At 64.7% G+C, this 19911-nt stretch carries 20 protein-coding genes; 8 read left to right on the plus strand and 12 right to left on the minus strand.

Translation table 11 applies throughout. The features are described from left to right. The first annotated feature begins 145 nt into the window (after nucleotides 1–145). The 5 genes from MJ8_RS28150 to MJ8_RS28170 all read left to right on the plus strand — a co-directional run bounded on the left by MJ8_RS28150 (nucleotide 146) and on the right by MJ8_RS28170 (nucleotide 4121). Nucleotides 146–1132 carry an ABC transporter permease gene (locus tag MJ8_RS28150; protein WP_201411860.1) on the plus strand — a complete coding sequence of 329 codons (987 nt, stop codon included), beginning with the start codon at nucleotides 146–148 and terminating at the stop codon, nucleotides 1130–1132. Further along, on the plus strand, nucleotides 1129–1959 hold the full coding sequence (locus tag MJ8_RS28155; RefSeq protein WP_201411861.1) for an ABC transporter permease: 831 nt from the start codon (nucleotides 1129–1131) through the stop codon (nucleotides 1957–1959). The genes MJ8_RS28150 and MJ8_RS28155 overlap by 4 nt, the downstream gene beginning before the upstream one ends. Continuing rightward, nucleotides 1956–2777, plus strand: coding sequence for an ABC transporter ATP-binding protein (locus MJ8_RS28160; RefSeq protein WP_201411862.1), 822 nt, complete (start codon nucleotides 1956–1958; stop codon nucleotides 2775–2777). Before MJ8_RS28155 ends, MJ8_RS28160 begins: the two co-directional genes overlap by 4 nt. After that, nucleotides 2774–3550, plus strand: coding sequence for an ABC transporter ATP-binding protein (locus tag MJ8_RS28165; RefSeq protein ID WP_201411863.1), 777 nt, complete (start codon nucleotides 2774–2776; stop codon nucleotides 3548–3550). Before MJ8_RS28160 ends, MJ8_RS28165 begins: the two co-directional genes overlap by 4 nt. Before the next feature lie 64 nt (nucleotides 3551–3614). Further along, on the plus strand, nucleotides 3615–4121 hold the full coding sequence (locus MJ8_RS28170; protein ID WP_201411864.1) for an L-2-amino-thiazoline-4-carboxylic acid hydrolase: 507 nt from the start codon (nucleotides 3615–3617) through the stop codon (nucleotides 4119–4121). A 236-nt stretch (nucleotides 4122–4357) separates the two neighbouring features. On the opposite strand, the gene MJ8_RS28175 is transcribed toward MJ8_RS28170, so the two are convergent. The 9 genes from MJ8_RS28175 to MJ8_RS28210 all read right to left on the minus strand — a co-directional run bounded on the left by MJ8_RS28175 (nucleotide 4358) and on the right by MJ8_RS28210 (nucleotide 13117). Beyond that, nucleotides 4358–5143 (minus strand): DeoR/GlpR family DNA-binding transcription regulator, encoded by a 786-nt coding sequence (locus MJ8_RS28175; protein WP_225248059.1) that lies wholly within the window; start codon nucleotides 5141–5143, stop codon nucleotides 4358–4360. Between the two features lie 60 nt (nucleotides 5144–5203). Beyond that, on the minus strand, nucleotides 5204–6502 hold the full coding sequence (locus tag MJ8_RS28180) for an NAD(P)/FAD-dependent oxidoreductase (RefSeq protein WP_201411865.1): 1299 nt from the start codon (nucleotides 6500–6502) through the stop codon (nucleotides 5204–5206). A 2-nt stretch (nucleotides 6503–6504) separates the two neighbouring features. Beyond that, complete coding sequence (locus MJ8_RS28185; protein ID WP_201411866.1) at nucleotides 6505–7875, minus strand: glutamine synthetase family protein; 1371 nt, start codon at nucleotides 7873–7875, stop codon at nucleotides 6505–6507. 317 nt (nucleotides 7876–8192) lie between these two features. Further along, complete coding sequence (locus MJ8_RS32600) at nucleotides 8193–8321, minus strand: hypothetical protein (protein WP_263649376.1); 129 nt, start codon at nucleotides 8319–8321, stop codon at nucleotides 8193–8195. After that, nucleotides 8314–9075, minus strand: a complete 762-nt coding sequence (locus tag MJ8_RS28190; protein WP_201411867.1) for an SDR family NAD(P)-dependent oxidoreductase — start codon at nucleotides 9073–9075, stop codon at nucleotides 8314–8316. The genes MJ8_RS32600 and MJ8_RS28190 overlap by 8 nt, the downstream gene beginning before the upstream one ends. Before the next feature lie 11 nt (nucleotides 9076–9086). Continuing rightward, nucleotides 9087–9899, minus strand: coding sequence for an ABC transporter permease (locus MJ8_RS28195; protein WP_201411868.1), 813 nt, complete (start codon nucleotides 9897–9899; stop codon nucleotides 9087–9089). After that, complete coding sequence (locus MJ8_RS28200) at nucleotides 9899–10762, minus strand: ABC transporter permease (protein ID WP_201411869.1); 864 nt, start codon at nucleotides 10760–10762, stop codon at nucleotides 9899–9901. The genes MJ8_RS28195 and MJ8_RS28200 overlap by 1 nt, the downstream gene beginning before the upstream one ends. Before the next feature lie 77 nt (nucleotides 10763–10839). Then, a complete protein-coding gene (locus MJ8_RS28205; protein ID WP_201411870.1) occupies nucleotides 10840–12003 on the minus strand; it encodes an ABC transporter substrate-binding protein in 1164 nt (387 codons plus the stop codon). Then, nucleotides 11984–13117 carry an ABC transporter ATP-binding protein gene (locus MJ8_RS28210; RefSeq protein WP_225248060.1) on the minus strand — a complete coding sequence of 378 codons (1134 nt, stop codon included), beginning with the start codon at nucleotides 13115–13117 and terminating at the stop codon, nucleotides 11984–11986. The genes MJ8_RS28205 and MJ8_RS28210 overlap by 20 nt, the downstream gene beginning before the upstream one ends. Before the next feature lie 118 nt (nucleotides 13118–13235). Here MJ8_RS28210 and MJ8_RS28215 point away from each other — a divergent pair, with 118 nt between their 5' ends. The 3 genes from MJ8_RS28215 (at nucleotide 13236) to MJ8_RS28225 (ending at nucleotide 16517) form a co-directional block, all read left to right on the plus strand. After that, nucleotides 13236–14048 (plus strand): helix-turn-helix transcriptional regulator, encoded by an 813-nt coding sequence (locus MJ8_RS28215; protein ID WP_225248061.1) that lies wholly within the window; start codon nucleotides 13236–13238, stop codon nucleotides 14046–14048. A 128-nt stretch (nucleotides 14049–14176) separates the two neighbouring features. Then, a complete protein-coding gene (locus MJ8_RS28220) occupies nucleotides 14177–14875 on the plus strand; it encodes a GntR family transcriptional regulator (protein ID WP_201411873.1) in 699 nt (232 codons plus the stop codon). Between the two features lie 286 nt (nucleotides 14876–15161). Next, nucleotides 15162–16517, plus strand: coding sequence for a glutamine synthetase family protein (locus tag MJ8_RS28225; RefSeq protein ID WP_201411874.1), 1356 nt, complete (start codon nucleotides 15162–15164; stop codon nucleotides 16515–16517). A 107-nt stretch (nucleotides 16518–16624) separates the two neighbouring features. Here MJ8_RS28225 and MJ8_RS28230 read toward each other — a convergent pair whose 3' ends face one another. The 3 genes from MJ8_RS28230 to MJ8_RS28240 all read right to left on the minus strand — a co-directional run bounded on the left by MJ8_RS28230 (nucleotide 16625) and on the right by MJ8_RS28240 (nucleotide 19643). Continuing rightward, on the minus strand, nucleotides 16625–18355 hold the full coding sequence (locus MJ8_RS28230; protein ID WP_201411875.1) for a recombinase family protein: 1731 nt from the start codon (nucleotides 18353–18355) through the stop codon (nucleotides 16625–16627). Then, entirely contained in the window at nucleotides 18352–18627 is a 276-nt protein-coding gene (locus MJ8_RS28235) for a hypothetical protein (RefSeq protein ID WP_201411876.1), read from the minus strand. Before MJ8_RS28235 ends, MJ8_RS28230 begins: the two co-directional genes overlap by 4 nt. Nucleotides 18628–18929: 302 nt before the next feature. Continuing rightward, nucleotides 18930–19643, minus strand: a complete 714-nt coding sequence (locus tag MJ8_RS28240) for a hypothetical protein (protein WP_201411877.1) — start codon at nucleotides 19641–19643, stop codon at nucleotides 18930–18932. Between the last annotated feature and the right edge of the window lie 268 nt (nucleotides 19644–19911).

Here is a 19911-nt window from a genome sequence, read left to right on the forward strand (position 1 = left end):
GCGCCTCGCTCATTCCTGCGGCGTCGGAAATTGGCGAAAGTCGATGTGACGGCTGATCTCCCCCTAGAGGGGGAGATGTTCGGCAGGACAGAGGGGGGCGCCGTAGAGCGCGGCCGCCAAGGGTTGCGAGCAGCGTCTTTTCTCCATGACCCGCGCCTTCAACCTCCTGCGCCGCCGTCTCGTCGGCAGCATCTTCGTTCTCCTTATCGTCGTCATCGGCAGCTTCCTCCTCCTCGAAGCCGCTCCCGGCGACGCGGTCGACGCCTATATCGTCTCGACCGGCGGCGATGCCGGCATGATCGAATTGTTGCGTCATCGCTGGGGCCTCGACCAATCGGAGCTGACGCGGCTGGCAAACTACCTTTGGGCGCTGCTGCATCTCGATCTCGGCCAATCCGTCACCTTCTCGCGGCCGATCCGCGAAATCATCCTCGAGCGCCTGCCGACCACGCTGATCCTGATGGGCAGCGCCACCGCGCTTTCCTTCGGCCTTGGCTCTGCGCTCGGCATCTATACCGGCGCCCGACCCGGCAGCTTCCGCGACCGCTTCCTGTCGATCGGCTCGCTGGCGCTCTACGCCGTGCCGGGCTTCTGGCTCGGCCTCGTGCTCATCGTCGTCTTCGCCGTCGATTTGCGCTGGCTGCCGATCGGCGGCATCGAGACCATCGCCTCAGGTAAAACCGGATTTTCCCGCGCCACCGACATTGCCGTCCATCTCGTGCTGCCGGTGTCGGCGCTCGGCTTCATCTATCTCGCGCTCTATCTGCGCATGATGCGCGCCGGCATGGCCGAGGCCTGGCGGCAGGATTTCGTGCTTGCCGCCCGCGCCAGGGGACTGCCCCGCCGCCGCATCGTGCTCGCCCATGTCGCCCGCAACGCACTTCTGCCGCTGGTCACTATGCTCGGCCTGCAATCGGCGCAGATGCTGGGCGGCAGCGTCGTCATCGAAAGCGTTTTCGCCGTGCCCGGCCTTGGCCGGCTGGCGCAGGAGGCCGTCGCCGGACGCGACACGCCGCTGCTGCTCGGCATCATCCTGGTCAGCGCCGTCCTGGTCGTCGTCATCAACCTTCTGGTCGATCTCGCCTACGCTATCCTCGATCCGCGCGTCGGCGCCGGCGAGGCAAGCGCATGAACCGCCTGCGCCGTTTCTTCCGCACGCCGGAAGCGATCGCCGGCGCGCTTATCCTCGCCCTGCTGGCCGCGATGACGCTAGCGGCGCCGCTGCTCTTTCCCGGCGACCCGCAGGCCATCGCCGGCCCGGCGCTGCTGCCGCCTTTCCAGGACTGGTCGCTGCCGCTCGGCACCGACCGGCTCGGGCGCGACGTGCTGGCCGAGCTGTTCCACGGAGCCCGCACCTCGCTGGCGGTGGGGCTGGCGGCGGCGGCGGCCGCGCTCCTCATCGGCGCGATGGTCGGCACCTTGGCCGGCTTCGCTGGCGGCCTTGTCGACGAAGTGCTGATGCGCGTCACCGATGCCTTCCAGACCGTGCCGAGCTTCCTGCTGGCGCTCGCTTTCGTCAGCATCGTCGGTCCTTCGCTCGGTGTGGTCGTCGCGGCCATCGCGCTCGGCGCCTGGACCGGACCGGCGCGGGTGGCGCGCGCGGAAGTGCTGTCGATCCGCGAGCGCGACTATGTCGCCGGCGCCCGCGTTATCGGCATGCATCCACTGGAAATTGCTTTTCGCGAGGTGCTTCCAAATGCCCTGCCGCCGGTGCTGGCGCTGTCAGCGGTGATCGTGGCGGCGGCGATACTCACCGAAGCGGCGCTCTCCTTCCTCGGCCTCGGCGACCCCAACCGCGTCACTTGGGGCGGCATGATCGCCGAGGGGCGTACGGTGCTGCGCACCGCGCCCTTCCTGTCGGTCGTGCCTGGCGTCGCGCTTGTGCTGACCGTGCTCGGCGTCTACCTCGCCGGCGAAGGCGTGGTGGAAAGCGCCGCGGTGCGCAGGAGCCTGTCGTGACCGCGCTGCTGTCCATCCGCGATCTGTCGGTGGCCTATCGGCGTGATGGTGTCGAGATGCCGGCGCTGAAGAGCGTCAGCCTGAATGTGGAGGCTGGAGAGCGCCTGGCGATCATTGGCGAAAGTGGTTCCGGAAAAAGCACGCTGGCGCTGGCGGTCGCGGGGTTGCTGGCGGGGACCGCCGTGATCGGCGGAAGCATCGGTTGGCCGATACCGAAATCGCAAACCTCTCATCCTCGCGATACCATCCCCCGCCTCGGCCGCGACATCGGCTTCGTTTTCCAGGACCCCTCTTCCAGCCTCGACCCGGTGATGCCGATCGGCAAGCAGATCGCCGAAGTCGCCCGAACCCATCTCGAACTGACTTGGCCTGAAGCCTACGCCAAGGCCGAAACCCTGCTTCAACGCGTCCGCCTCCCCGACCCGGACGCGGCACTCCGCGCCTACCCGCACCAGCTCTCCGGCGGCCAGAAGCAGCGCGTGGCCATCGCCGCGGCAATAGCTGCCGGCCCGAAACTCCTGATCGCCGACGAAGCGACCAGCGCGCTCGACACCATCGTCCAGGCGGAGATCGTTTCGCTGATCCGAAGGCTGGTGGACGAAGACGGCATGACGCTCGTCTTCATCAGCCACGACATCGCGCTCGCAGCCTCGCTTGCCGATCGCATCGCTGTGCTGCGCCATGGCGAGTTGATCGAGCTCGGCGAGACCCGCCAGATCATCGAGGCGCCGCGCCATGCCTATACGCGCGCGCTGCTCGATGCCCATCTCGGCCTTGATGCCGAACCGTTGCTTGGCCGGCAAGGCGCCTCGGCATGACGGTGCTTGCCGTCTCCAGTCTTACCAAGCGCTATCGTCGCGGCGATAAACCGTTCGCGGCAGTCGACGATGCGTCCTTCGAGATCGGTCCGGCGGAGACGCTGGCGCTCGCCGGCCCCTCCGGCAGCGGCAAATCGACGATCGCGCGGCTGGTACTGCGGCTCATTGAGCCCGACGCCGGTCAAATCGAGTTCGAAGGCGCCGACTTCCGCGCTTTGTCGGGCGCGGCGCTGCGAGCGCGCCGCGCCCGCCTGCAAATGGTATTCCAGGATCCGCTCGCCGCCTTCAACCCGCGCGCCACCGTGGCGCGCGTGTTGGACGATCCCTTGCGCATCCATGGCATCGCCACACGTGCCGAGCGTCCACGCCGCGTCGCGGCGCTGCTGGAGCGCGTCGGCCTCGATGCCGGCCTTGCCACGCGCGCCATCCACGAGATTTCCGGCGGCCAGCGCCAGCGCGTGGCGATCGCCCGCGCCATCGCCACGCGGCCATCGCTCGTCGTGCTCGATGAAGCCGTGTCGGCGCTCGATGTCTCGGTGCGCGGCCAGATCCTGGATTTGCTGCTCGACCTGCAAAGGCAGGAACGGATCGCCTATCTGTTCATTTCGCATGACCTCGGCGTCATCCGTGCCGTGGCGCACCGCGTCGTCATTCTCGACGCCGGCAGGATCGTCGAAAGCGGCGATGCCCGCGCCGTCATCGCCAGTCCGCAATCGGCGATCGGCAAGGCGCTGGTGGCGGCGACGCCAAGATTGACCAGCAACCGACCATGATCCCGCAAAGTGGCAACCGATTTGCGGACAAGACCATGGTCAAACAACAAGATCAGGACGCACCATGACCTATCCCGAATCCGCCAGGGCCGAGAAACTGTCGCGCGAACTCGATTCCGCTTTCCGCAACCGCGCCGATCTCTATCGTCTCTTCCTCGACGAGCTGACCGCGGAGCTCGGCGCCGAACAGGCCGAGGCGGTGATGATCCGGACCATCGAGAGACGCGGCCGGGAAGTCGCGGCGGCCGCTTTCGCCGGTTTCGGCCCCAACGACGCGCCGGCGATCGGCGAGGCGTTCCTCGCCGTCAGCCCGGACGGCGGCCGCATGTATCCGACCGATGTCGAGCGCGGGCCTGGCCACATCGCTTTCAAGGTCAAGCGCTGCCCGCTGAAGGACGCCTGGGTCGAGGCCGGCGTCGGCGAGGAGAAACTTGCCACGCTCTGCCGCATCGCCGGCGCCTTCGACCGCGGCCTGTTCGAAGCAACCGGCGTGCGCTTCGCCAATGTCACCTGGACGCCGGGCCACGGCTCCGGCTGCTGCCACATCGTGCTGACCAACCGCGACGCCTAGAGCAATTCCAGGAAAAGTGTGAGCGGTTTTCCGCCAGGAATTGCGTAAAAACAAGGAGATAGAGCATGATCCCGAAAAGTGGGAACCGGTTTTCGGAGAAAGATCATGCTCCAACAAAGAGTTAGATCGTGAGGGCGATTCAGCGAAACGCCATCACGATCTAAGGCAATTCCAGGAAAAGTGCGTAGCGGTTTTCCGTCCGGAATTGCGCAAAACAAAACGATAAAGCCGATTGTCTATTCGGCGAATACGTGCAGCTCGCCGCCCGCCTCGTCGATCGCGGCGCGCAGCTCCGCTGCCGGCTCGCTGTCGGTGACGACGTCGGAAATCTGGCTCAGCGCGCAGATGCGCTCCAGACCGCTGCGGCCGAACTTGTCGTTGGTGACGACCAGCATCGTCGACAGCGATCGTGCCATCATCGCCCGCTTCACCGCCGCCGCGCCCGAGATCATGTCGCTCGGCCCTTCGGCATTCAGCGCCGACGCGCCGATGATGGCGATATCGGCATTGTAGCGGCGCACGAATTCGACGGTGTCCTCGCCGAGCACCGCCGCCTCGCGGCTGTCATATGTGCCTGGGCAAAGGATGACGCGGAAGCCCGGATTGGCGCCGGCCACCGAAGCCACGCCGACGGAGTTGGTGATGATGGTCAGATCCCGCCCAAGCTGCGACAGGCTGCGCGCGACCTCGTAGGTTGTCGACCCGCCATCGATCATCACGATGGACCCCTTCTCGATCAGTCCGGCGGCGCCGCGGCCGATGCGGGCCCGCTCCTCGACCATTATGAGGCCGCGTTCGGCGATCACCGGTTCCGACGTCACCAGCGAAATGGTGGCGCCGCCATAGGTGCGGTTGATGAGTCCGGCCTCGCCGAGCTCGATCAGATCGCGGCGGATGGTCTCGCCGGCGACACCGATCCGGCGCGCCAGCTTCGAGATGCGGATCGAAGCCGAGCGCCGCACCTCCGACAGGATCAGCTCATGGCGCTCTTTCTTGGTCAGTCGACCCGACTCGATGTTCATCGCACTTCCTTGTCACTCCCCGGCGTGGCGACATTAGCCACGCCGGGGAAAGGAAACCAGTCAGTGTCGGAGCCGATCGCGCATCGCATACCACAGCATCCCGAGCACATAGAGCGGGCCGCGTAGCGCCGTGCCGCCCGGGAAAGGCAGCGGCGTCAGCGTCGAGAACAGGTCGAGCCGCGAGGCATCGCCCGTGATCGCTTCCGCCAGGAGCTTGCCCGACAGCGTCGACAAGATGACGCCCTTGCCGGAATAGCCATGCGCGAAATAGACCTCGCCATAGTGCCCGACATGCGGCAGACGCGACGTGGTGATCGACACCAGCCCGCCCCAGGCATGGTCGATGCGGCAGCCCTTGAGCTGCGGAAAGGTCTTTTCCAGATGCGGCCGCACGAAGCCGGCGATGTCGGCCGGCGGCGACGGCGTGTAGCGCTCACCGCCGCCGAACAGCAGGCGGCCGTCCGCCGACATGCGGTAGTAGTTGACGACGAACAGCGTGTCCGAGACCGCGACATTGGCCGGGATGACGTTGCGCGCGCCCAAGGGCTCGGTGGCGACGATATAGTTGCCGACCGGCATGATGCGGCTGTTGACGCGCGGTTCCAGCCCCTTGAGCAGCGCATCGCCGGCCAGCACCACATGCCTGGCGCGGACCGAGCCCTTGTCGGTGAACACCCGGATGGAAGGCTCGCGCTCCAGCCGGACGGCCACCGAGTTCTCATGGATGACGACACCTGCAGCGACGGCCGCGCGGGCAAGTCCCAGCGTGTAGTTGAGTGGATGCATGTGGCCGCCGAGCCTTTCGTAGACCGCGCCCTGATAGGGCGTGTCGACCATCCGCCGCGCCTCGGCCGCCGACAGGATCTCGACATCGGTGAAGTTCATCACCTTGGCGAGGCATTCGGCCTCGTCCTCGAAGTCACGCACATCGGAGTTGGTGACGGCGCCGACCAGATGGCCGGTCTGACGCAAATCGCATTCGATGCCGTGGCGCTCGATGATGTCGAGCACCAGCCCGCGCGCCTCGAAGGCGAGGTCGAACAGCGCCTTCGCCCGTTCCGGCCCGAAGGACTTGACCAGGCCCCTGGCGCCCTTGCGCAGGCCGGGGATCATCTGGCCGCCATTGCGGCCCGAGGCGCCCCAGCCGATCTTGCCGCCTTCGAGCAGCACAACTTTAAGACCACGCTCCGCCGCATGCAGCGCCGCCGAAAGGCCGGTGCAGCCGCCGCCCACCACCACCAGATCGGCTTCGACATCACCCGCAAGCGCCGGATGGTCGGGCGCCGGGTTGGCGGTGGCGACATAATAGGACTTGCCGATATCGAGACCGGAATTGAAACCCGTCGAACGCGAAGCCATGGTCACACCTTGAGCAGCAGGTGGTCGCGCTCCCAGGACGTCACGACGCTCTGGAACAGGTCGAGCTCGACGCTCTTCACGCGCAGATAGGTCTGAAAGAAATCCTCGCCGAGCAGCGCCCGCACGGGCTCGCAGGCGGCGAAGCGGTCGAGCGCTTCCTCCATCGTCTTGGGCAGCGTGCTCTTGCTCTTATAGGCATTGCCGAAGGCCTCTTCAGAGCGCGCGAGCTTCTCCTCGATGCCGAGATAGCCGGCGATCAGCGAGCCGGCCATGGCAAGGTATGGATTGGCGTCCGCCCCCGGCAGCCGGTTCTCGATGCGGCGCGCGGCACGCCCGCCCAGCGGCACGCGCAGCCCGCAGGAGCGGTTGTCGTGCGACCATTCGATGTTGGCCGGCGCGCTATGGCCGGGCCGGATGCGCCGGTACGAATTCGCATGCGGCGCAAACAGCGGCATGATTTCGGGAATGTATTTCTGCAGGCCGCCGATGAAATGCGAGAACATCGCGCTGTCCTCGCCGTCCTCGCCGGCGAACAGGGGCTCGCCCTTCCGATCGACGATCGACATGTGCAGGTGCATGGCGCTGCCGGCCTGCGCCGCGATCGGCTTGGCCATGAAGGTGGCATGCATGCCGTTCGCCTGGGCGATCTGCCGCGCCAGGCGCTTGAACAGAAGCACCTGGTCGGCGAGCGTCAGCGGATCGCCGTGCAGCAGATTGATCTCGAGCTGCGCCGTGCCGGATTCGTGGATCAGCGTCTCCACCGGCAAGCCGGTGATGGCGGCGTGTTCATAGAGCCGCCGCGTCACCGCTTCGAACTCTTCCATCGCCTGCATGTCGTAGGGATGCTGCACGCTTTCCGGCCGGCCGTTGCGCCCCGCCGGCGCCGTGATCGGGCGATCCGGATCGGGATTTGGCGCCGTGAGATAGAATTCGAGCTCTGGCGCCATCACCGCGCGCCAGCCGCGCTGCTCGTAAAGGCCGAGCACCGATTTCAGCACATGGCGTGGCGAGGCCATCCAGGGCCGGTCGTCCATGTGGAAGGTATCGGCGAAAACATAGGCTTTGCCGGCGCTGCCGGGCGCAAGGCACAGGCTCGAAACGTCCGGCACCATGCACATGTCCGGATCCTGGTAGGCAAAGCCTTCGTCGATCGAGCCGGAATAGCGGCCGTCGATCGCCACCAGGAAGGCGCTGCTCGGCAGATAGAGCGCGCGGTCGTCGAGCGACTTCAGGAACTTGGCGACCGGCAAGGTCTTGCCGCGCAGCACGCCGTTGACGTCCGGCACGAAGCATTCGACCTCGTTGATCGCATGCGTCTTCAACCAGCTTTGCGTGTCCGCGCCGGGAAATGAGGTGTTCAGATTGTCAGGCATTGGTCATGTCCGTACGAAGGAGAGATCGCTTCGGCGGGCATGTCCGTTCCGGTAGGGCGTTATCTAAGCTGCGTTATCCGAGGACGGACGCCCGCCTGATGACCGGCCGAAGGGCCGGGTGCGGAGCGCCTTGCACCCCTTCGGTCCAGCCGTCGCGAACGACATGCGAGCCGACCTTCGTCTCCTCCGCGCGCTGCAGGTTCTCGTGGCGGCAGCAGCGCATGATCAGCGAAGCCCGACGTGCGCAAACGAAATACCGGAGGCAACCAAATGCCTGGCGCGGTATTGCTGTTTTGCAGCTTGCATGATGGGTCTCGCTAGAGCAATTCCAGGAAAAATGTGAGCAGTTTTCCGTCCGGAATTGCGTGAAAACAAAGTGTGGAACCGATGATTTGAACCATCATCGCTGCCGGCGCAAGCCCGCTTTGCTGGACCAGATCAGCCAATGCTCTCGCCGCCGTCGACGACCAGCGCCTGTCCCGTCATGAAGGACGAGCGATCGGAGACGAGGAACAGGATGGCTTCGGCAATCTCCTCTGGGTTCGCCCAACGCCCCATCGGGATCTTTGTGCGGACATAATTCTCGATCGCATCGCGTCCGCCCATTTGCGCGATGAACGGCGCGTTGAAGGGCGTGTCGACCCAGCCCGGGCAGAGCGCGTTGATGCGCACATTGTGCTTGGCGTAGTCGAGCGACATCTGCCTGGTCATCGCCACCACCGCATGTTTGGAGGTGGCATAGGCGATCATCTCGCGATCGTAGAATACGCCGGAATTGGAGGCCGTGTTGAGGATGACGCCGCCGCCCTGCGCGATCATCGCCGGCATGACCGTCTTGGCCGCCAGAAACTGCGCCCGCACATTGATGCGCCAGGAGGCGTCCATCCCATCGGTGCCGACTTCGGTCAGCGTGCCTCCGACCTGAATACCGGCATGGCTGTGCAGGATGTCGATCCGGCCGTGCCGGTCGAGCGTTCCCTCGATGAGGCCCTCGACGGCCCTGTCGTCGCCGACATCGGTGGCGACGGCCTCGGCGCGGCCGCCGGCGTCGCGGATGTCTGAAGCAGTGGCCTCGCCCGCCACCGGGTCGCGGTCGGCGATCACCACGAACGCTCCTTCCCGCGCCATGATCATCGCGCCGGCGCGTCCGATGCCCGACCCGGCGCCAGTCACCACGGCGATACGGTCTTTCAAGATCATGGCTGTGTCTCTCAAGGCGATGGCTTCCGTCGGCCGAGCTGCCATTGCGCCAGCAGCACGAGCAGGACCGACGCGCAGAGCACGATCGTCGCAATGGCGTTGATCTCCGGCGTCACGCCGCGGCGGATCGAGGCGAAGACATAGATCGGCAGCGTCGTCTGCGCGCCGGCGACGAAGAAGGCGATGATGAAATCGTCGAAGGAGAAGGTGAAGGCGAGCAGGAAGCCGGCAATCACCGCCGGCATGATCTGCGGCAGCACTATCGAGCGGAATGTCGTCAGCGGCGTGGCGTAGAGATCGCTCGATGCCTCGACCAGATTGCGGTCGAGGCTCGCAAGCCGCGTGCCGACGATCATCGTCACCAGCGCCATTGAAAACAAGCCGTGCGCGGCGATGATCGAGCCGTAGCCCAGCGCAAGCTTCGGCGGCTGGTCGGTCGGCCACAGCGAGGCGAGGAACGGATTGACGACGGCGAAGAGCTGCACCAGCGCGACCAGCGTGGAGATGCCGATGACCACGCCCGGAACGACGATCGCGGCGCCTAGCAATGCATCGAAGAGCGCCCGCGTCCGTGCGCCGACCCGCTGCAGCCCGAGCGCCGCGGCGGTACCGCAGAAAGCCGCGAGCAGCGCGCTGGTGGTGGCGATGAAGAGGCTGTTCTTCAGCGCCTCGACCAGGAAGGGATTGGACAGCGCCTTGCCGTACCATTGCACGGAAAAGCCGGTGAACTCGCTGGCATGATGGCCGGCATTGAAGGAGAACAGCACGACCAGCACGATCGGCAGGTAGAGGAAGGCAAAGACGGCGACGACGAAGACGCGCATCAGATCAGGTCCACCCGGCGTGCGCCCGACAACCGGGTCGAGATGCGGTTGGCGACGATCAGCACCACGACCGAGACCAGCACCAGCGTGATGGCGATGGCCGATCCGAACGGCCAGTTGCGCGATTGCAGGAAGAGATCGACCAGCGCGTTGCCGATGAAGAACACCTTGCCGCCGCCGAGCAGCGTCGGGATCAGATATTCGCCAAGCAGCAGGATCATCACCAGCGAGAAGCCGGTCATGACGCCCGGCAGCGACAGCCGCAGCGTCACGCCGAGAAAGGTCGACAGCGGTGTCGCGCCGAGGTCAGCGGAGGCTTCCAGCAGGCGGCGGTCGAGCCGCTCCAGGCTGACATAGATCGGCAGGATCATCAGCGGCAGGTAGCCGTAGACGATGCCGAGCAGCACCGCGCCTGGCGTGTTGATCAGCCTCAGATCCTCGATGCCGACATAGGCGAGCAAAGCCGGAATGCCGCGCCCGCCGAGGATGTACATCCAGGCATAAGTACGCATCAGCAGGCTGGTCCAGAACGGAATGACGATCATCGCGAGCAGGATCAGCCGCCAGCGATGCGGCGCGCGCAGCGCCAGGTAGTAGGCGACGGGATAGGCGACGAGCAGGCAGGCCAGCGCGCCGATCGGCGCCAGCACCATCGTGTTCCAGAAGGCGGTCGCCCGCGCGGGCAGGTTGGCATATTGCGCGAAGGTCAGCGCTGCCTGGTAGCCGCCTTCGGGCGCTCGCTCGCCGACGCTGAAGATGGCGATGGCGACGAAGGGCAGCACCAGGAAGATCACCAGCCACAGCGCCGCCGGAGCAAGCAGCAGCGCCGTCACGAGATTTTTGCGGAAGAGACTGCGGCGCATCGGGAAAGCCGGTTGGGAGCCGGCGGACTTTCGTCCGCCGGTCGCATTGTCAGGATCGGGTTTGTGACCGGTCTTGCTCAAGCCGACTTGAAGCGCGCCATCAGCTCGGCGCGGCCCGGATCGGTCAGCGTCGCGGCGGCGCCGAACTCGAGCGGCTTCAACAGGTCGGCCGCAGGATAGAGGATCGGATTGTCGAGCACTTCCTTGGGCAGCAACGCGTTGACCCGTGCATCCGTGCAGGGCGCGCCATTGGCAAGATGCTCCTTCACCGCAACCTTCGGGTTCATCAGATAGTTGAGCAGCGCGTAACCGGCCGGCTTGTTCGGCGCGTCCTTCGGAATGGCGTAGAAATCGGTCCAGATCTCGCCGCCTTCTTTGCCGAGCACGTAGGCGATCTCGGGGATGTCGCGATGGAGCTGCGCGCCGTCATTGGTCCAGCACATCGTCATCCAGGCATCGCCGGCGCGCATCCCCGGCTGGTAGTCGCTCGACACCGCGAACAGATGCGGCTTCACCTTGAGCAGCAGTTCCTCGGCCTTGGCGAGCTCATCCTGCTTCAGCGAATTGAACGAGTAGCCGTAATATTTCAGCGCATTGCCGATGGTGGTCAGCTGATAGTCATGCACCATTGTGCGGCCGTCGGCTTCCGCCATGGCGGTATCCCAGAACTCCTTCCAGCTCGTCATCGGCTTGGCGAGCTTCTTGGTATTGACGGCAAAGCCGGTCGTGCCCCAGTTCTTCGGCACGGCATAGATCGTCCCGTCGATCGTGCCTTCGGCGGTGAAGCGCGCATCTTCCGACTTGCCGTCGAAATTCGGCAGCTTCGCCATGTCCAGCGGCTCGATGATGCCGAGCTTCTTGTAGGTCGAGATCGTGTAATTGGTCGGCACGAACAGGCTCCAGCCCGAGCCGCCGGCCTGCAGCTTGGCCAGCATCTCCTCGTTCGAGCCGAAGACGTTGACCTCCACGGCAACGCCCGTCTCGGCCTTGAAATTCTCGAAGGTCTGCGGGTCGTGGTAATTCGGCCAGGTGGCGATCGACATGCGGTCGCCGAGGTTTTCGGCGGCAAAGGCCGGCGTCGGCATGATGCCGAGCTCGCGCGCCATCACCGCGGTGGCGACACCGAGGCCGGTGAGGCCGAGGAAGTCGCGCCGGCTGATCGAGCCGCGCTTCAGGCGCATCAACTGATCGACGAATTTATCGGGGCTTATCGGCAGTCCGTCACGATAGGATTTCGGCATTTTGGTCTTCCCTCTGGTTGGTCCCGTTATTGTTGGCGTGCGGAAACGCCAGCGGCGCTCCGGCGGCAAAGCCGATGGCGACGGGTTCGCCCGGCTTGAACAGATTGCCCTGGCCGGTCACGTGATCGGCCTTGGCGAGCAGCGATCCGATACCCTGGACCTCGATCGCGTACTCCGCCGTCGAGCCCAGGAAGATGCGGTTGCGGATGATGCCTTGCAGGGCGCCTTCGCTTGGCGAGAGGCTAAGCGATTCCGGCCGCAGGCTGACCGATACCGCCTCGCCCCGGCTGAGCGGCACCCGCTTGCGCGCCGCAATCACCGTGCCGTCGGCGAGCGCGATGTCGACGAGGTCGCCGGAAAGCCCGGCCACCTTGCCGCTCAAGAGATTGGTCTTGCCGACGAAATCGGCGACGAACAGGTCGGCCGGCTCGTCATAGATCTCGCTCGGCTGCCCGAGCTGAACGACGCGGCCGCCATTCATGACGCAGACGAAGTCGCTCATCGACAGCGCTTCCTCCTGGTCGTGCGTCACCAGCACGAAGGTAATGCCGATCTCGCGCTGCAGGTTCTGCAGCTCGATCTGCATGTCGGTGCGCAGCTTCTTGTCGAGCGCCGCCAGCGGCTCGTCGAGCAGCAGCACCGCCGGCTTGTTGACCAGCGCGCGGGCGAGCGCGACGCGCTGCTGCTGGCCGCCGGACAGCTCGTGGATCTTGCGGCGGCCATAACCGGTGAGTTGCACCATTGAAAGCGCCTCGCCCGCCCTCTGGCTGATCTCGCGCGACGACAGCCTGGGCCGCGCCTGGCGCAGCCCGTAGGAGATGTTCTCCTCGACATCGAGATGCGGGAACAGCGCATATTGCTGGAACACCATATTGACCGGGCGCCGGTAGGGCGGCGTTCCGGCCATGTCACGGCCGCGGATCAGCACCTGACCCTCGCTCGGCTGCTCGAAGCCACCGATCATGCGCAGGCACGTCGTCTTGCCGCAGCCGGAAGGACCGAGCAGCGCGACGAAGGCGGAGGGCGGGATGGCAAGGTCGATGCCGCTCACCGCGGTGACCGCGCCATAGCGCTTGGTGACCGCGCGAAATTCGATATCGGGCACTGCAGTCAAGCCACGGGCTCCAGCGACAGCATGAGGCAATGTCATGACGCTAGCAGAGCCAATGGCGCCTAGTATATACCTCGCAGGTGGTATATTTAGCCGATTTTATCGTTTAGAGGGGTATGGATTGGCCGCCTCCCGCAGTGACGACTACAATGCCTTGGCTGCGGTGATAGCCGCCGCGCGCGAGACCGGCGGCGACAATTTCGGCAAGGCGATCGTCGGCTGGCTGCGCGGCCATGTCCGCTTCGACCATTGCGTCATCTTCGGCTATCGCGGCGCCGCGCGGCCGCCGCTCCTGTTCGAGACCTTCTCGCCGGCGGAGAGCCACATCTTCGTCGCGCTCTATCAGGAAGGGCCCTATCTGCTCGACCCCTTCCATCACGCCGCGGTCGAGCGCAAGGAGGGTTTCTGGCGCATGCGCGAGCTGGCGCCGGACCGCTTCTATGCCAGCGAATATTATCGCTCCTATTACAGCCAGACCCGGCTTGCCGAGGAGGTCGGCTTCTTCGTGCCGCTGGTCGGCAAGGACGCGCTGGTGCTGTCGCTGATGCGGCTGCGCGCCACCGGTCCGTTCGGAACCGCCGACGCCAGGCTGCTGCGCGACATGGCACCGGCGGTGATCGGCTTCTGCAAGCAGCGCTGGCCGGCTTTGCCCACCGACGAGGTTGCGGCCCAGCCATCCGGCGATGCCATCGCGATGACCAACGAACACGACCGGGCGCATATCTGGAAGAGCCTGTCCTTGACCTCGCGCGAAAAGCAGGTCGTCGACCTGGTGCTTCAAGGGCACTCCACAGAATCGATCGCCAGGGCGCTGCGCATCGTGCCGGGAACCGTCAAGGTCCACCGCCGCAACATCTACCGCAAGCTGAAGATCAAGTCGCAGGCCGGTCTCTTCGCCCGCTTCGTCGAGATCATCGACGCGCGGATCGGATAGCAACCCCGGCCGCCTTGCGGCAGCTCGCGATGAACGTCTATCGTGCGGCCGAAACGGCCGGCCGGCTATCCCGGCGTCGGATCGAGTGACGAAACAGATTTCAGGACGGATCAGGCAGCGCAGAGCCAATGGCCGACAAAACACGATTCGGACTGACCGCCCTCGATACAGTGCCCCTGCATGAAAAAGTCTATCTGGAACTCGTGCGGGCGCTGATGTCAGGCCAGCTCCAGCCCGGCCAGAAGCTGACCTCGCGCAAGCTCGCCAAGGAACTCGGCACCAGCGACATGCCGGTTCGCAGCGCCTTCATGCGGCTGCAGGCGCTGCGGGCGTTGAGCCCGATGCCGAACGGCAGCGTCGAGGTGCCGCTGCTTTCGGCCGACCGCTTCCAGCAGCTGACCGCCGTGCGCACGGTCCTGGAAGGCACGGCCGCCGAGCTCGCGACAAAGCGCATCAACGGCAACAACCTGCGCGCGATCCGCCGTCTCTGCGCCGAGCTCACCCAGGCCGCCCGCAGCGGCGACATCGACGCCTATCTGCGCAAGAACCACGACTTCAAGTTCGGGGTTTACCGCCATTGCGGCAACGAGCAGATGATCTTCCTGATCGAGACGGTGTGGATGCAGGTCGGCCCTTTCCTGCGTAATCTGCGCATCGGCTTCGAGGACGACCTCGCCGGCATTCTCGGCATCGACTATCACGAGGAAGTCGTGGCGGCGATCGAGGCCCGCGACGGCGAAAGGGCGCGAGCCGCGATCGTGCGCGATATCGCCGAAGGCGCGACGCACATCCTGGAGCAGATCAGGTTCCCGAAACAGCGGCATTAGCATTCGGGATGTTGGCGATCCTTCGCGCCGGCATCAATGGTTTCAGCTGCATCCTATCCAGTAACGACTGCTCGAATGCCCCTTGGCTTTCCTCCACTCGCCAGCTATGTTGCGATCGCAGATCGCGCAAAGCGGACCCGAAATGCCTCCCGATATCCCGGCTAGTGACTTGAAAAAATGAAGGAAACCCGCTCGGCACCAGCCGCGCTGACCTTCACGAACTCACAAGCTGAAAATTGGATATCGTAGCCGGCAGGGCTACAGCACCCAGAAAGGGGGCTGGAAATTGAGCGATGCGATTGCGGACGTTTTGAAGTGGCTGGACAGCAGGAAGGACATCCAGAGCCTCAGGGCTGCGGTGTGCGACCTGAACGGCATCATGCGCGGCAAGCGCATTCCGGTCGAGCAGGCGCGCAAGGCGCTCGAAGGCAAGCTGCGTATGCCCTACTCCGCCATCGGGCTCGACATCTGGGGCGAGGACATCGAAGGCAACGCCCAGGTGTTCTCGACCGGCGACGCCGACGGGCTTTGCCATTGGACGGGCCGCGGCATCCTGCCCGTCAACTGGACGGCGCATCCGACGGCGCTGTTGCCGGTCTGGCTGGCGGATGACAGCGGCGCTCCCTATCTTGGCGATCCGCGCCGGGCGCTGGCCCGCATCCTCGACCGCTACGCCGCGCTCGGCCTGACGCCCGTCACCGCGACCGAGCTCGAATTCTACCTTGTCGACCCGACCTCGCAACGGCCCGTCGGCCCGGTCTCGCCGGTGACCGGGCGGCGCCTCGATTCCGACGCGGCGCTTTCCATCGACGAGGTCGACGATTTCGAAGCCTTCATCCACGATATCTACGAAGCCTGCCGCATGCAGGACATTCCGGTCGATACCGCCATCGCCGAGAACGGCGTCGGCCAGTTCGAGATCAATCTCAACCATGTGCCCGACGCCTTACGCGCCGCGGACGACGCCGTGCTCTTCAAGCGCACCGTCAAGGGCATTGCCCGCAAGCACGGCTTTGCCGCTTGCTTCATGGCCAAGCCCTATGGCGAGCGCGCCGGCAATGGTTTCCATGTCCATTTCAGCGTCCTCGACAGAGAGGGCCGCAACATCTTCGACGACGGCTCGGACCAAGGCTCCGATACGATGCGCCACGCCGTCGGCGGCCTGCTCGCCGCGATGGCCCAGAGCACGCTGGTGTTCGCGCCGCATTTCAACTCCTACCGCCGGCTGCGGCCGCGATCCTATGCGCCGACCGCCGTCGCCTGGGGTTATGAAAACCGCATGGTGGCGATCCGCATTCCTGGCGGCCCTTCGGCCGCGCGACGCATCGAGCATCGCGTCTCCGGCGCAGACGCCAATCCCTATCTGGTGCTGGCGGCGATTCTCGGCGCGGCGTTGATCGGCATCGAGCGCCAGCTCTCGCCAGGCGAGCCGACCGGCGGCGAGGGTCAGGGACTGACGCTCGCCAAGCTGCCGCCCGACTGGGCCTCGGCAATCGCCGCCTTCGAGGCCGGCCCGCGTGTCGCCGAGATCTTCCCGGACGTGCTGCGCGACGCCTTCGTCGCCTGCAAGCGCCAGGAGCTGAACACCTTCGCCCTCAACGTCAGCGACTTCGAGATCGAGACCTATCTGGAGAGCGTCTGAGGCCGGGCCGGTCGAGGACGCGATGCGGTCGCTTCAGAATCTCCGCACTCGCGAGATGCGTGCGACGCGCAAGCCAGCTGAGTTTAAGCTCCGCCGGCTAACATTACTTAGGGCCTGGTTTGCGCACCAGTCTCTGATTGCGGGGAGCGGAGCTGGATACAAGCACGCCCGCGTGAGGCGGGCGTTTTTTGAGATTGGTTGCGGGGACCCGATGCCCCTTTTGTCATAACATTGTCAGGCCTTTGATTTTGGCCAGCTTTGGCGATTTCGAGGATCCCGAAGAGTTCGCCGCGTAGCTCGGCATGCACCTCACCGCGCTTGTCGCTCGGCGTGAGCACGATCTCTCCGATCAACGAGCGCAACGCCTCGGCGGCGGGACGTCCGTCCTCGTGGTCGTCGAGCGACTGCGTGAACTGCTCCACCCGCTTGCGGTAGAGAACCGCGATGTTGGGATGCAGGTTGGGCACGTCAGTGGGCGCCTCGGCTAGACGCGCGATGATCTCCGCCTTCTGCTTTTCCAGGTCTTCCATTCTCGCTTTCATCGAAGGTTGGTACAGGCCATCCTCGATCGCGGCCATGATGCCGGCGATGGCGCTCTCAATCTTGTCGAGCGCCTTGCGGTCCTGTTCGCTCTGCGCGCGACGCTCCTGGTTGAGGCGGTTGGTCTCCTGAGCATAAGCTCTGATCGCTTCAGCCACGGCATCGGCCGAGACGAGCCTTTCCTTCAGGCCTGCGAGCACTCGCTGCTCGATCTTCTCGCGGGTGATGGTACGGCCGTTGTCGCAGATGCCGCGGCGCTGGTGGTTCAGGCAGGCATAACGATCGCGAGTGAACAGCCCGTAGCGCCCGCCGCAGCAGCCGCAGGTAAGCAAGCCGGAAAGCAGAGAGACCGGCCGTTTCATCGTGTGCAGCTTCCTGGCGCGGGCCTTGCGCGTGGCGATCGCCACCGCCTCGAACTGGCTGGCGATGGATTTCTGTCTCTCCTTCACGGCCTGCCACAATTCATCCTCGACGATCCTGAGGTGCGGCACCTCGGTGCGGATCCATTTGATTGGCGGATTGGGCCGAGAGACGCGCTTGCCAGTGGCAGGATCCTTGACGAAGTGCAGGCGGTTCCACACCAGCACGCCGGTGTAGAGCTCGTTGTTAATGACGCCGGTCCCCCGGATCACATGCCCGCGCACGCTGGTATCGCCCCAGTGCCGGCCGAGCGGACCGGGAATGTTCTCCTTGTTGAGGTCGACGGCGATCGCCTTGGGGCTCTTGCCGGAGGCGAACTCTCGGAAAATGCGGCGCACGATGGTCGCTTCCTCCGGCACGATCTCGCGGTCGCCACGGACGGGCTCGCCTGCGGCATCGAGTTTCTTCACCACCCGGTAGCCGTAGCACAGCCCGCCCCCGGCCTTACCCTTCTCCACCCTGCCTCGCAGGCCGCGATGGGTCTTGAGGGCAAGGTCCTTCAGGAACAGGGCATTCATCGTGCCCTTGAGGCCGACATGCAGTTCGCTGATCTCGCCCTCGGCCAGAGTGACGATGGTTACGCCGGCGAATTTGAGATGCTTGAAGAGAGTGGCGACGTCCGCCTGGTCGCGGCTGATGCGATCGAGCGCCTCGGCCAGCACCACATCGAAGCGGCCGCGCTGCGCATCGCGTATCAGATGCTGGATGCCCTGCCGCAGGACTGTGCTGGCGCCTGAGATCGCAGCATCCTGATAGGTTCCCACCACGCTCCAACCCTCGCGCGCCGCCTGCTCGCGGCACAGCCTCGACTGGTCCTCGATCGAGGCATCCCGTTGGCTGTCGGAGGAATAGCGGGCATAGAGTGCGACACGGGTCATGGCGGCAGATCCTCTCTCCTGGTCCCAAGGGGGCTGCCATCCTGCCCCCTGCCCTCTCCCTCTCGGCGGCCCGGCCGATTGTCGTTCGCCGCCGGCCCCGCCTCGAATGCTTCCCGCGCCAATTGCCGGCCGATCAGCCGGGCGATATCCAGAACCACCCGGTCCATCCTGGCCGCCGCCGTGAGTTCGGAGCGCCCCTCTGGGCTCACGAGGTCGCCATTGTCGTTCGCCGGAACCAACGCCTTCGGCCCAGTGCTGGTTTCCTCTGCCATCGCGGTCGCTCTCCCAATGGTGGATCGACCCGCCATCAGAGTCCTTCGGACGGCGAAGGAAAGCACAAAGTTGATGTCGTAGGGCCACAGCGTACAATGACTTGCGCCGGGCGGTTTCGTCTCCCAGCTAATCGCCGAGAGAGGCGATAGCGCTCAGTTAAAGGGACACCCGTTGACCGGGACTATCGTGCGTTCCAACTGGTTTTGGTGAGAGCAGTTGCAGACACTCGAACACTTAAAACCAAGGTGATTCCCTATGTCGTCTCCGCAATGGCCGCCAGAGCACACCCACGCGATCGCCGTTACGGCGAAATCCCCGATACGCCAGCGCTTCCTTTGCACTCCTGATGCCTTCCTTGCGCGCATGAAGCGATGATGGTTGTCGGATCAATGTGATGGTAGCGGGCAAGGTCATCGAGCACCGACCGGATGTGACGCCAGGGGAATTCGTCTGAATCCTCCCAATGTTCACCGTAGCGCAGGATAACCAAGAGCTTAGCCAAGACGCCTTCAACGGAGCATGCCGGAGTCAGCGGCAGGTCATCCATGAGCGCCTGTTCCGCCGCTTCCGCCCTCTGTATTAGTTCGTCAGTTCTCGAAAACCCGATCTCGGCATCAGCAGCGTCCCAGCGCGCCTGATGTGCCTCTAGCTCCGAAAACGCTCTGCCCCATGCCACTTCGTTTTCGGGAGAATAGAGTTCGTCGAGACTCTCGACGGAGTGGACCGTCTTTTCCCCGCCGCCGGCAAGCTGCATCTTAGCACAGGGAAACCCGATCACTTTGACGAGATATGTCTCCAACTGCTGTTGTTTCTGGCACAGCGCCAAGGTCGAGCTGTGAGCCTCGTGCCAGCTCTCACACAACCGAAGAGCTGGATCGTCCTGCCGACCCTTGATCGAAATATCCTCTCGCGCCCGAGCGCCAAATGGCCACAATCCAGCCACCGAAACGATCTGCGTCATCAGCCGCCGCCGGGTGACGAAAGACAAAGGCGTGGTATTGTCGGAATCAGCCATGATCCGAGCTCCTAACAGCTTGGGTTGTGGTCAGGCCGAATAGGGTGTCGCACCACCCTGTTCGGCCGCTTTACAACGAACAGTCATAAATGATGCAGGAAGCGCTTTCAATTCTTTTAGCATCATATGATGCCATAGGAATCATAATCGATGATTACGAGTGAGCAGTTGAGGGCGGCACGGGCTCTGCTGCAATGGGATCAGAAGAAACTGGCGTTAGCATCAAAAGTTTCAACCGCGACCATAAAGCGCTTGGAACCGCTATCGG

It is taken from the genome of Mesorhizobium sp. J8 (assembly GCF_016591715.1).
Taxonomy (GTDB): Bacteria; Pseudomonadota; Alphaproteobacteria; order Rhizobiales; family Rhizobiaceae; genus Mesorhizobium.